Origin of the sequence: Ruminococcus sp. AF17-22AC (assembly GCF_003460065.1) — a bacterium.
Lineage (GTDB): Bacteria > Bacillota > Clostridia > Lachnospirales > Lachnospiraceae > Blautia_A.
The window spans coordinates 69,894-82,552 of record NZ_QRXT01000013.1; the positions used below are offsets into that span (position 1 = coordinate 69,894).

Annotated in this window: 10 protein-coding genes; 5 read left to right on the forward strand and 5 right to left on the reverse strand. The window is 44.0% G+C overall.

Annotated elements, in window-relative coordinates; genetic code table 11:
• From DWW86_RS14880 to DWW86_RS14890, 3 genes are all read right to left on the reverse strand, one after another.
• A partial coding sequence (locus DWW86_RS14880; RefSeq protein WP_353652725.1) for a hypothetical protein occupies window positions 1–1,304 on the reverse strand: 1,304 nt, incomplete at its 3' end.
• Window positions 1,305–1,352: 48 nt separating this feature from the next.
• On the reverse strand, window positions 1,353–2,354 hold the full coding sequence (locus DWW86_RS14885; protein WP_117943855.1) for a hypothetical protein: 1,002 nt from the start codon (window positions 2,352–2,354) through the stop codon (window positions 1,353–1,355).
• Window positions 2,355–2,467: 113 nt separating this feature from the next.
• Window positions 2,468–3,469, reverse strand: coding sequence for a response regulator transcription factor (locus DWW86_RS14890; RefSeq protein WP_117943856.1), 1,002 nt, complete (start codon window positions 3,467–3,469; stop codon window positions 2,468–2,470).
• A 351-nt stretch (window positions 3,470–3,820) separates the two neighbouring features.
• Between DWW86_RS14890 and DWW86_RS17180 the strand changes: the two genes are divergently transcribed.
• Window positions 3,821–3,997 carry a hypothetical protein gene (locus DWW86_RS17180; protein ID WP_181985371.1) on the forward strand — a complete coding sequence of 59 codons (177 nt, stop codon included), beginning with the start codon at window positions 3,821–3,823 and terminating at the stop codon, window positions 3,995–3,997.
• Here DWW86_RS17180 and DWW86_RS17185 read toward each other — a convergent pair.
• Window positions 3,980–4,144, reverse strand: coding sequence for a hypothetical protein (locus DWW86_RS17185; protein ID WP_181985372.1), 165 nt, complete (start codon window positions 4,142–4,144; stop codon window positions 3,980–3,982). The genes DWW86_RS17180 and DWW86_RS17185 overlap by 18 nt on opposite strands.
• Before the next feature lie 143 nt (window positions 4,145–4,287).
• On the opposite strand from DWW86_RS17185, the gene DWW86_RS14895 reads away from it, so the two are divergent.
• The 3 genes from DWW86_RS14895 to DWW86_RS14905 are packed head-to-tail and all read left to right on the forward strand — an operon-like array spanning window position 4,288 to window position 9,620.
• The gene (locus DWW86_RS14895) at window positions 4,288–5,436 is read left to right on the forward strand and encodes an exonuclease SbcCD subunit D (RefSeq protein ID WP_181985373.1); all 1,149 of its coding nucleotides are present in this window, start codon (window positions 4,288–4,290) and stop codon (window positions 5,434–5,436) included.
• A gap of 1 nt (window position 5,437) precedes the next feature.
• A complete protein-coding gene (locus DWW86_RS14900) occupies window positions 5,438–8,626 on the forward strand; it encodes an AAA family ATPase (RefSeq protein ID WP_117943858.1) in 3,189 nt (1,062 codons plus the stop codon).
• 7 nt (window positions 8,627–8,633) lie between these two features.
• On the forward strand, window positions 8,634–9,620 hold the full coding sequence (locus DWW86_RS14905; RefSeq protein WP_117943859.1) for a DUF3878 family protein: 987 nt from the start codon (window positions 8,634–8,636) through the stop codon (window positions 9,618–9,620).
• On the opposite strand, the gene DWW86_RS14910 is transcribed toward DWW86_RS14905, so the two are convergent.
• A complete protein-coding gene (locus DWW86_RS14910; RefSeq protein ID WP_243008174.1) occupies window positions 9,617–10,990 on the reverse strand; it encodes an MATE family efflux transporter in 1,374 nt (457 codons plus the stop codon). The two genes, DWW86_RS14905 and DWW86_RS14910, sit on opposite strands and share 4 nt — an antisense overlap.
• 88 nt (window positions 10,991–11,078) lie before the next feature.
• Between DWW86_RS14910 and DWW86_RS14915 the strand changes: the two genes are divergently transcribed.
• Window positions 11,079–12,326 carry an AGE family epimerase/isomerase gene (locus DWW86_RS14915; protein ID WP_117943860.1) on the forward strand — a complete coding sequence of 416 codons (1,248 nt, stop codon included), beginning with the start codon at window positions 11,079–11,081 and terminating at the stop codon, window positions 12,324–12,326.
• Window positions 12,327–12,659: the final 333 nt, after the last annotated feature.

The window sequence follows — 12,659 nt, forward strand, 5'->3', positions numbered from 1 at the left end:
CAGTAGGTTTCGTGTCCATCTTCTGTGCAGCCGGCGTCTTTCTTTTCTACCTTTTCAAGATTATGGCCAGTTGCTTTAATCTCTGTCGGATTGCTGATTTCCGCGGTTCCGGCTGCGTCTGAGAAAAGCTTTTTGCAGGTGTTACACTTCCAGTAGGTTTCGTGTCCATCTTCTGTGCAGCCGGCGTCTTTCTTTTCTACCTTTTCAAGATTATGACCGGTTGCTTTGATCGCTGTCGGATTGCTGATTTCCACGGTTCCGGCTGCGTCTGAGAAAAGCTTTTTGCAGGTGTTACACTTCCAGTAGGTTTCGTGGCCATCTTCTGTGCAGCCGGCGTCTTTCTTTTCTACCTTTTCAAGATTATGACCGGTTGCTTTGATCGCTGTCGGATTGCTGATTTCCACGGTTCCGGCTGCGTCTGAGAAAAGCTTTTTGCAGGTGTTACACTTCCAGTAGGTTTCGTGGCCATCTTCTGTGCAGCCGGCGTCTTTCTTTTCTACCTTTTCAAGATTATGACCGGTTGCTTTGATCGCTGTCGGATTGCTGATTTCCACGGTTCCGGCTGCGTCTGAGAAAAGCTTTTTGCAGGTGTTACACTTCCAGTAGGTTTCGTGGCCATCTTCTGTGCAGCCGGCGTCTTTCTTTTCTACCTTTTCAAGATTATGACCGGTTGCTTTGATCGCTGTCGGATTGCTGATTTCCACGGTTCCGGCTGCGTCTGAGAAAAGCTTTTTGCAGGTGTTACACTTCCAGTAGGTTTCGTGGCCATCTTCTATGCAGCCGGCGTCTTTCTTTTCTACTTTTTCAAGATTATGACCGGTTGCTTTAATCGCTGTCGGATTGCTGATTTCCACGGTTCCAGTTGCGTCTGAGAAAAGCTTTTTGCAGGTCTGGCATATCCAGTAGGCTTCGTATCCATCTTTTGTGCAGCCGGCATCTTTCTTTTCTACCTTTTCAAGATTATGACCGGTTGCTTTAATCGCTGTCGGATTGCTGATTTCCACGGTTCCGGCTGCGTCTGAGAAAAGCTTTTTGCAGGTCTGGCATCTCCAGTAGGCTTCGTATCCATCTTTTGTGCAGCCGGCGTCTTTCTTTTCTACCTTTTCAAGATTATGACCGGTTGCTTTAATCGCTGTCGGATTGCTGATTTCCACGGTTCCGGCTGCGTCTGAGAAAAGCTTTTTGCAGGTCTGGCATCTCCAGTAGGCTTCATATCCATCTTCTGTGCAGCCAGATTCTTTCTTTTCTACCTTTTCAAGATTATGACCGGTTGCTTTAATCGCTGTCGGATTGCTGATTTCCATGGGTCCTGCTTCGTCTGAGAAAACCTTTTTGCAGGTCCGGCATTTCCATTAGGCTTCATATCCATCTTCAGTGCAGCCGGCGTCTTTCTTTTCTACCTTTTCAAGATTATGACCGGTTGCTTTAATCGCTGTCGGATTGCTGATTTCCATGGGTCCTGCTTCGTCTGAGAAAAGCTTTTTGCAGGTCTGGCATTTCCAGTAGGCTTCATATCCATCTTCAGTGCAGCCGGCGTCTTTCTTTTCTACCTTTTCAAGATTATGACCAGTTGCTTTAATCGCTGTCGGATTGCTGATTTCCACGGTTCCTGCTTCGTCTGAGAAAAGCTTTTTGCAGGTGTTACACTTCCAGTATGTTTCATATCCATCTTCTGTGCAGCCGGCGTTTTTCTTTTCTACCTTTTCAAGATTATGGCCTGTAGCAGGGATAGGCTCTGTGTAGGTGTGACTGCTGTCATTCTTGCAGACATAGGTACGAACGCCGTCTGTAGTGCAGGTAGGTTCTGTCGTCACAGAGCTTTCGTAGTTGTGTCCTGCAGCAGGGATTGGCTCGGTGTAAGTGTGGCTGCTGTCATTCTTGCAGACATAGGTACGAAGGCCGTTTGTAGTGCAGGTGGCTTCTGTCGTCACAGAGCTTTCGTAGTTGTGTCCTGCAGCAGGGATTGGCTCGGTGTAGGTGTGGCTGCTGTCATTCTTGCAGACATAAGTGCGGACACCGTCTGTAGTGCAGGTGGGTTCGATAGTCACGGTGCTTTCGTAAGCATGTCCGAGTGGGTTAGATGTTCCGCCGCAAACTGTGCAAATCCTTCCGCTTGTGCAAGTTGCCGTTCCGCTCCACTGATGTTTAGCGCGTGGATTCGAAGTATTCTTACCACATTCCTGGCAAAAAGTATGATTCCAATGCCATTGCGCGTCTTTATATTCATACTCATAGCGTACCGTTACCCATTTACCACAAGTATCGCACCAGGTGCTATCCGCATATGCCGTTGTTGGCAGCATCATCAGCACCATGCCCAGCGTAAGCAGGACGCTCAAAAATCCTTTTTTCATATAGTTTCCTCCCAATAAACATCGAATTTTGTTGGTAATTTCTGTATATAAAGATTTTATCATGTTGACTGCTTCCGTGTAATCTCCGTTTCACCTCGAAAAAGTATATTTTGCTATTTCAGCATATACTTTTTCAGTTCATCCCTCTTTTTTATATTCAGCTTCACATAAATCCTGCTCAGATAAGTTTTAACCGTATTGGGTGAAAATCCCAGATAATCTGCAATTTCCTGGTTATTCCAGTCACGGCTTGCCAGCATGGCAATCGAGAATTCCACCGTGGATAATGCATCTGTTACGAAATTCTCTGACATTGGATTGTGGATTGCCATCCATCCTCTGCTAAAACTGATAACCTTATCCGATAATTTGTTATATAGTTTTGAATCTTCCTTACGGATACATGACTCCAGAAGTCCCTGCAGCAAACCATGATGTTCAATAAAGGGTTCCAGGAATTCGTCTTCTTTCGCCATATTCCATGCCAGCATCAATGCGTCTTTTGCTTTCTGCTGATGTTTCAGATTCATCTGGCACATTGCCATCATGCAATACAGATAAATCATACTAATCGGATAGGTGCCGTCCCTGAACATGAATGCTGCCTCACAAATTCCAAGCGCTCTGCCGTACTCCCCTTTCAAATACGCCATATGAGCTATCACATAGGCAGAAAACATCTTAATTCCAGGAGGCAGTGCTGCTGCATAAAATTCCACATCCGGAAGTTCATCTACCGGAAGATGCAAAAGTACGGAAGACATATATCCTGCAAATACACTAATTGCTTTATCCTCCGCAGACGAAGAATATTTCATTTCTTTTTCAAGACATTCCCGAATCTCCCGTATCCCTTTTCTGGATGCCACGGCTCTGCCAAGTGTCAGATTCGAATATACATATAACAGGCAGGAAGACATCTTAAGCTTTATATTATGGCTCATCAGGTAACGTTCTGCTATATGGCTGCATTTCTCCGCCTGCCCGGTAAAATAATAATATTCAGCACGTGCAATTTTCTGAAAATCCCTGTCTTCAAAATCGGCTACCGTCCTTTTCGCCTCACCCGGCTGAAATGATGCATTGATCAGTGGCAGGATGGTATACTCATTCATGATCGTGTACCTCCAACAGCTTCTATATTTGACATAAGATCAACTCCTTTCATAAGCACATTTTTCCTTTATGAAATCACTCTATGGCAGACTGTCCGTTCCTGAGAGATATAAAAAAGATAATATGCAGTTGGTGCTGTACCTTGCTCCGGCTGAAAATACCGGGAGTTTTTTGTGTTTCATAAATAAAACCGCCTGAAATAATAAATGCTTGCTTCTATTATACAATTTTGTGAGGACAAAGAAAAGTTTACAGTTAAAAATAGATATTGCAGCTAAAATAATGACTAATATTGTAAAAGAGGTTATTGTACAGGATGCATTTTTACAGAAGGAAAATTAGATGAGAAAGTGGTTGTTGCAGAAATTGCAACAACCACTCTTCGTGGTGCAATGAAGGGGAAAACTCAGAACAATATTACAGGAGTTTATAATCTTGAAAAAGAGGCAAAAAAAACAAATCAGAAAGAAAAAATAGTTTGCATTAAAGCACAACCAATGAAATTTTATTCAAAGGCTGTGCTTTAAGTTTAATTCTTTGAGCAAATCTTCCTGAGAAACAGATGGCTGATAATCAGGATTACCATTTTTATAGGCATCCATAGCTGCCTGTTCATCAGGATCAGGCACAATCTGTTCGACATTATTAAGAACCTGGTCTTTTATATTGGACACGCTATCTATCACACTCCTTTATAAATTTTATCCTATTTTCCAATATTATACTATAATAAATTTAAAAGAAAAAGATGCAGTCAAACAATCGAAATGTTATGATATACGCAGAGGCAAAAAGACTGACTGAAAAGGAGCTGTCTATGAAATTTTTTCATTTATCGGATCTGCATATAGGATTGAAACTGATGAACCGGGATCTTCGGGAAGATCAGGAATATATATTGGATGAAATTACAGAACTGGCGCGAAGGGAACGGCCGGATGCGGTGGTAATTGCGGGTGACATTTACGATAAGGCAGTTCCGTCAGCGGAGGCGGTGGAGGTTTTTGACCGTTTTCTGGTCGGACTCACCGAAGCAGTGCCGGATGCGGTTATTATGATGATCAGCGGAAACCACGACAGTGCGCCGAGAGTCAACTGTTTCCGCAAAGTCCTTTCCGGGCAGAATATCTATATGGTGGGACAGCCGCCGCGTACAGAGTCAGAATATATCGAAAAAGTAACACTGAATGATGCGTACGGAGAGGTGAATTTTTACCTCCTTCCGTTTGTGAAACCATCCATGGTAAAACAGATCACAGGTACGGATAAAAACGGAAATAATCTTTCTTATAATGAGACATTGCATCGGCTTATCGATCGTGAAACCATCAATCAGAACAAGAGAAATGTGCTGGTCAGTCATCAGTTTTATCTCCCGACGGGTAAAAAGGCAGAAGAAATTGAACGTATGGATTCTGAGATGCGCACCGTCGGAAATATTGATGAGGTATCTGCGGATGTGCTGGGAAATTTTGATTATGCAGCACTCGGACACATCCACAAACCAATGAAAGTCGGGAGTGAATTTTACCGTTATTGTGGTACACCGCTTGCCTGTTCCGTAAGCGAGGCACAGCAGCAAAAAGGTGTAGTCATGGTCGAAATGGAAGAAAAAGGAAGCACAAAAATGACGGTTCTTCCACTGACACCTCTGCATCAGGTGAGAGTCATAAAAGGGACACTGGAAGAAGTATTACGGGAAGCCAGTGGGGATTATGTGACAGTTATTCTGACGGATAAAGTTGATCTTGATGTGATCGATATGCAGGAGAGAATCCGCCTGGCATTTCCGAATCTTCTTGAAATCCGCAGAGAAAATCAGCGAAAAGCAGATTACAGCAGAAATATTCAGGAAGAAGAATTACTGGATCCGTACGAACTGTGCTGTTCTTTCCTGAAGGAGATCGATGACGAAGAAAAGTTGATTCTGCAGGATGTACTTCATACTGTTCAGGGGGTGAAATAACATGAAACCTTTGAAACTGAAAATGCAGGCATTTGGGTCTTATGGTGAGGAAACCCTGATCGATTTTGAAAAAGTAAATCAGAATCTTTTCCTTATTACAGGCGATACCGGAGCAGGAAAAACAACGATTTTTGATGCGATCGTGTTTGCGCTGTATGGTGAAGCAAGTTCCTCTGCAAACAAAAAAGAGGGTGTGGTTTTGCAAAGTCAGTATGTCGATTTTGCAAAAGAACCTTTCGTGGAGCTTACCTTTTCGGAGGGTAATAACGCAGACAGTGAAATCTATACAGTACGTCGCGTTCCGCGTCATTTAAAGCCAATTACAAGAGGAGCCGGTAAGGGCGGGCAGCGCGAAATCACAGGTTCTGTCAGCCTTATCATGCCGGACGGAATGGAGTATCCGTCAAAAGAAGCGGACAGTAAATTGCGGGAAATTGTGGGCCTTACAAAGAGTCAGTTTATGCAGGTTGCGATGATTGCGCAGGGGGAATTTATGGATCTTCTGCGTGCGAAATCCGATGACAAAAAGGTCATTTTCCGGAAGCTTTTTAATACAGAAATGTATCAGAATATTGTGACAGAACTGGGTAACCGCAAGCGGGAAAAAGATAAAGAAATTGCGATTTTAAAGACGCAGTGTCAGACGGAAGCTGTTCGGATCCGTATATCTGAAACATATGAATTTCAAAAAGAAATGCAGCAGTCGAAGAGACAGATTGAAGAAGGACAGATGGCAGGACTTGCTGATTTTATGGACAGATTAGAAGCACTCTGTGACTGGATGAAGAAGGAACTTGAGAACGCAGAGAGGGCATATCAGGAGTCGGAATGTGCCCGAACAGGTAAGGGAGAGGAGCTTGCAAAAGCAGAAGAACTTCTGAAATGGTTCGCCCAGCTTGAAAAGGCGCAGGAAGATCTGCGAAGATATGAGGCACAGGAACCGGAAATGATCCGTGCAAAAGAGCTGGCAGCGCAGATTCGTGCGGTTTATGAAATTGCAGAAAAATATAACCAGTATCATGAAGCAGAAACGGCATGGACAGACAGTGTCCGGGCTTTGAAAGAATGGGAAGAAAAAATACCGGAGCTTCTGGAAACGCTGAAAGTGGCAGAAACGACAGAAAAAATGGAGCGCCAAAAGTATAATCAGGAAATAGAAAGATACAGTACAATCAGCGAGAAAGTGCGAAAATCTCGTGAAATCCTGAATGCGATCGGGCAGAAAGAAAAAGAAGTTACAGCAGATAAGAAGGCGGCAGAGAACGCAGAAAAGGATTTTGCAGAAGCAGAATCAGCGCTTGAAAATCATGAAAAACAGGAAACTGAATGGAAAAAACAGAGCGAAAAGCTGACGGAAACAGATAAAATACTGGCGCAGTGGGAAGCCAGAAGTCAGGAAGCAGAAAGCCTCTGTCAGGAGCTGGAGGCGGTGGCAGTTATCCGGAAGCAGGCAGGAGAAAGCCTTGCAAAAGCAAAGAAAAAACTGGATATTTATGCAGAAATCAGTAAGGAATATCAGAAACTTAAAGACAGCTATGAGAATATGCGGCAGATGTTTCTGAATGAGCAGGCAGGAATGCTTGCGGCGGATCTGAAACCGGGATTTCCCTGTCCGGTATGTGGTTCGACAGATCATCCACATCCGTTCGCAGGAGCGGTGGATCATGTGGATATCTCACCCGAAAATCTCCAGACAATGGCACAAGATGTGGAAAACCTCCGTGTAAAACAGGAGCAGTCGGCCAATGAATCCCATGCGGCAAAGACAGAGTATGAGACAAGAAAAGAGACTTTTGTGGAGGCGGTTGGCAGACTTCGTAACCGCATGCAAAAGAGTATTTCGGAGATTCAGAAAGATGCCGGATTGTCCGAAATGAATGAAGCACTTAAAATCTGGAAAAACTCTATAGATATTTCACTGAAAACACTGAAAAAAGATGCAGAGAAACTTCGAAAAATCCGCGAGCTTCTTCAGGGAGCAAATGAACAGCGTAAAATATTGAAAGAAAATCTCGAGCTTTGCCGGGCAACTCAGACAGAAGCTGCCAGAAAACTTACAGAAGATACGGCACAGTTAAACAGTTTCCGCACATCCTGCGAGTTTGCATCAGAAAAAGAAGCTTCTGATACACTGGAAAAAGCAGAAACTGCAAAGCAGGCATCAGAAAAAATCTACAAAAGAGCAGCAGATGCACTCGATGCAGCATCATCTGCGAAACAAAATGCGGAGACACTGATCGCGAAATATCAGAAAGAAATACCTGCGCAGGAGGAGAATTTTGCAGTGAAAAAAGCTGCATATATGGACTTTATGCAGGAGAAACAGATGACTGAGGAAGCGTGGAAACAGCTTGCGAAAGAAAACAGCAGGGATGATGAAAAGGAACTGACAGATACAGTTAATGCGTACAGGGAAGCGAAAGCAGCAGCGATTGCGCAGAAAAAAGCAGCAAATGAGACGATTGGCGAAGCGCAGAAACCGGATCTTGACAAGATAAAAGCAGAAAAGGAAGCAGCAGAAACTGCTTATCAGAGTGCAGAAAAAAGATATAGCCAGTTAAAATCTGATTACAAAGACAATCGGGAGATTTTGACTGCATTATCTGCGCGGATGGAGAAGCGCCAGGAAGTCATAAAGGAGCATGCCAGAATAGATACGCTGTACCGCATGACCTCCGGAAATGTCAGTGGTTCACGTATGGATCTGGAAACTTTTGTGCAGAGATATTATCTGGAGAGGATTCTTTATGCGGCAAACCGACGCTTTCAGGAAATGTCGGCGGGACAGTTTGAACTGCGGATGTATGATCTCAAAAAAGCCGGTGAGGGCAAAAACAGAGGTCTTGATCTGATGGTGTATTCCACGGTGACAGGAAAAGAGCGTGAAGTACGTACACTTTCCGGCGGAGAATCCTTTATGGCGGCATTGTCACTTGCGCTTGGCATGGCAGATCAGATCAAGCAGAGTTCGGCGGCAATCAATCTTGATATGATGTTTATCGATGAGGGCTTTGGTTCACTTGATGAACATTCCAGAAATCAGGCGGTTCGTGTACTTCAGGAAATGGCGGAAGGTTCAAGGCTGATCGGAATTATTTCCCATGTATCGGAACTGAAACAGGAGATAGAGGATCAGATGATCGTCACAAAAGATGAAAACGGAAGCCATGTGAAATGGCAGATCAGTTAGGAGAAAAATGACAGAAAAAACATTGAAAAAGCTGGCACAATTGCTGGAACAGGATCAGTTTGAGCTGATTTTTCCGGAAGATATGCAGGCAGAACGAAGGCAGATATCAGAAGAAAAGACGCATGGTACAGATATAAAACTTGTATATCTGATGAACGATGCAGTAGAAAGCTTTCTTGTTTTTCGAAATGCCAGAATGACGGGGGAATATCACAGTGAATATCAGGGACAGCTACAGGCCACGATGAACCGGCAGGCGGATGGGTATGTACTGGTCGTCAGACAGGGGGCTACGGTGCTGACATTGTTTTTTGAAGACCTTGATCTGGAGGTTCATCTATATGAATATGCATATACCGGTCATTTCTGGGTGAAGAAATATGAGTATCTCCGGCAGTTGGAATACCGTCTGGCAATTTTGCGGGACAAGCGTGATTATCTTGGAGAAGAGTACTGCACTGAAGAGGAAAAAGAACTGTCAGTGCTTGTGGAATTTCCTCCGTTAAATTACTGCTGTTATCCGGCTGTCCCGGAGAAGTATATCGTGCCACGGGAAAATCCCTGGATCCCATCGGAAAAAGCCATTATTTATATGAAGAAACTTGCTGTGGAATGCAGAGATGTTTATTTTGAAAAAATGCTGGAGACATATCGGAAACGTCCGACAAAATTCCGGGCAAAAAGAATCGCATCCATGCTTCACAAAACAAAACATGCTGCGGTTGTGGATCGCCTGACACACAAACTTCAGGATGCAACGAAAGGATATAAAAGGCGATTTCCGGGAGAGGTTTTAGAAAAAGGTTATCAGGAAGTGCTTGCAAGAGTAAAAAAGCGGCAGTCAGAACTAAAAAATCAAGGAATCCGCGCAGATATTTTACGTGAAGAACCTTTCACAATCGCGCGTGACTCCCTGGATTATAAACTGTATCTTATGATATGGAAAGAACGCCGGGGAAATCGAATAACAGAGATAGAAGAATATATCTGTTAAGCGTTTTTCATTTTACCGAGCTCTTTTCTGGCAAAAACGACTGCAAGTATAAAAGCCGCGGTATCAGCAATCGGTCCGGCATACATGACACCATCGATTCCCATGAACATCGGAAAGATTACAACGAGTGGCAGCAGGAAGATTACCTGTCTTGTTAATGACATGATGATACCGAGAGTGGCCTTTCCTATAGAAGTAAAAAATCCTGCAGACATTGGCTGAATTCCGTTGGCAAATGTCAGGAGCATAAAAATCCGCAGATATTTTTCGGCGAATTTAAAATACAGATCACTTCCGCCACCGAACATTCCGACGATCTGGTGTGGAAAAAGCTGGAAGCAAAGGAAAAAAATCGTGGCAATGATCGTGCAGGCAGTTGCAGAATAGCGGTATGTCTGGCGCACGCGGTCATATTTTCTGGCTCCGTAATTAAATCCCCAGATAGGCTGTGCGCCCTGCGAGATTCCGATGCAGATTGCGAGAAATACCATATTTACTTTTGAAACAATGCCGACACAGGCAATCGGAATGTCACTTCCATAGACAGAAGCGGCACCGTAATAGCGGAGAATGTTATTCATAACAATCTGTACAGCCGCAATGGCAATCTGATTGATACCGGATGCAAGTCCGAGCGAAGTGATTGCACGCAGGTGTTTAAGCTTTGGCTTCAGCATGCTGCGGTCAAGGTACATCTTACGGAATTTTGTAAAATAGATCACGACAAGGATTGCAGATACAACCTGCCCGATCACGGTTGCCCATGCACCGCCTTTGATTCCCCATTTAAAACCAAAAATAAATAATGGGTCAAGAATCGTATTGATAATTGCACCGGTCAGGGTACACATCATGGAATACGTAGGACTGCGGTCGGCACGGATAAGGTGGTTTCCACCGACGGATAAAGTAAAAAACGGAAGACCGATGGCAATGATGCTTACGTAGTCTGTGGCATAAGGCATGACTGTGTCTGTCGCTCCGAAGAAAACAAGCAGCGGATGCAAAAAAAGTAAAATGATAGCGGCAACCGATACACCGGTGATGACAAGCGTTGTCAGTGCACTTCCGGCAATTTCGCTTGCTTTGTGCTCTTTGCCGGCGCCCATTTCGAGATTGTAGTTGGATGCGCCGCCGATACCGAGGAGCAGTGCGGCAGCAGTTGAAATCGTTGTGACCGGAAATGCGATGTTTGTCGCAGCGTTTCCGAGCATTCCGACACCCTGGCCGATAAAAATCTGGTCGACGATATTATAAAGTGCATTGACCAGCATACTGATGATCGCAGGTATCGCAAATTTGGCAAGAAGACTGCCGACTGGCGCAATTCCCAGGGGATTATCCGCATTTGTTGTATTGGATGGATTCAAAATAACGACCTCTTTCTTCTATAATAATGTGATATAATATCACAGAACCCAGTATAACACAAAAAATAAAGAATGTGGGAGGGGAATTATGGAGCAAAAATATTTGATCGACACAGAAGAAAATAAAATGTTTCTGAAGGAGATACGAGAAAATCTGCTGAACTTTGGACATCGTTTCCCGGCACCGGACGGGACCTGCTATTATCTTGGAGATGATGGTACTCCATGGAAAACACGTAACCGCGATACATATGAGACATGCAGGATGCCTCATGTTTATACGATCGGAAAATATCTGGGGCATGAAGGCAGTGAGGAACTGATCGATGCTGCGGTAAAAGGGCTGTGTGGTGCAGCGAAAGATAAAGAAAACGGTGGATGGTATTCTTCTATTACCCCTGATGGAGGCTATGTGGACAATAAACTCTGTTATGTGCATGCATTTGTGATCCTTGCTGCTTCAGACGCTGCGCTTGCAGGACATCCAAAGGGAGAAGAATTACTGCAGGATGCACTGGATACATATGACCGCTATTTCTGGAATGAAGAGGATGGAATGGCATGTGATACATGGAATACAGAATTTACTGAGCTGGATTCGTACAGAGGATTGAATGCCAATATGCATACAGTGGAAGCATTTCTGGCCGCAGCAGATGTGACGGGAGATGAAAAATACCGGATGAGATGCGGGCGAATTATCAAACGTGTGATTGGCTGGGCATCAGATAACGAATGGCGGATCCCGGAACATTATACAAGTGACTGGAAACCGGATCTGGAGTGCAACAAGGCTCATCCGGAGGATCAGTTCAAACCATATGGGGCAACACCGGGGCATGGTCTGGAATGGGCGAGACTGATCACGCAGTGGGCACTTTCTATTTATAAGAAAGAGAAAGAAAAAACAGCTTCTTATATTGAGGCTGCAGAGAAACTTTTTGACAGGGCTGTAGAGGATGGCTGGAATGCGGATGGTGCACCGGGGATTGTATATACGACAGACTGGGATGGCAAACCGGTAGTCCATGACAGAATGCACTGGGTACTTGCCGAGGCAATCAATACATCTGCTGTGCTCTGGCATGTGACAGGAAAGCAGAAATATGCAGAGGCTTATGCGGAATTTATGGAATATCTGGATGAAAAAGTATTGGATCACGAAAATGGTTCCTGGTTTCATCAGATGGATTGTAACAATGTACCGGGCAATACTGTATGGCCGGGCAAACCGGATCTTTATCATGCAGTGCAGGCAACATTGATTCCTTATTATGTGCCGGATCTTTCGATTGCGGTTGCTGTCAAAGAAGGAAAAAGGATATTGGAAAAATAAATTAACTTTTTTTAAAAAATGTGTTGACAGCCCGGTTGGAAAGTGTTATTCTAACTGAGCTGTCACGAAGAATTGTTTCTTCTGAACAAACAATTTGAAAAGTTTTGAAAAAAGCGAAAAAAGTTGTTGACAATCCGGTGAGGATGTGATAGAGTAAACGAGTCGCCTGAGAGCGACGCACAAACATCAAAAAAGCTTCGAAAAAAACTTGAAAAAAGTGCTTGACAAGCTTCGGTGGATGTGATAAAGTAAACAAGCTGTCTGAGAGACAGCGAGTTAAGAACCTTGATAACTAAACAGTGAAACACATACGATTCTCGAAAATTCTTTAAC

Coding starts and splice junctions, on each gene's coding strand:
- DWW86_RS14885 (WP_117943855.1), bottom strand. CDS start 2,354: ATGAAAAAAGGATTTTTGAGCGTCCTGCTTACGCTGGGCATGGTGCTG.
- DWW86_RS14890 (WP_117943856.1), bottom strand. CDS start 3,469: ATGAATGAGTATACCATCCTGCCACTGATCAATGCATCATTTCAGCCG.
- DWW86_RS14895 (WP_181985373.1), top strand. CDS start 4,288: ATGAAATTTTTTCATTTATCGGATCTGCATATAGGATTGAAACTGATG.
- DWW86_RS14900 (WP_117943858.1), top strand. CDS start 5,438: ATGAAACCTTTGAAACTGAAAATGCAGGCATTTGGGTCTTATGGTGAG.
- DWW86_RS14905 (WP_117943859.1), top strand. CDS start 8,634: ATGACAGAAAAAACATTGAAAAAGCTGGCACAATTGCTGGAACAGGAT.
- DWW86_RS14915 (WP_117943860.1), top strand. CDS start 11,079: ATGGAGCAAAAATATTTGATCGACACAGAAGAAAATAAAATGTTTCTG.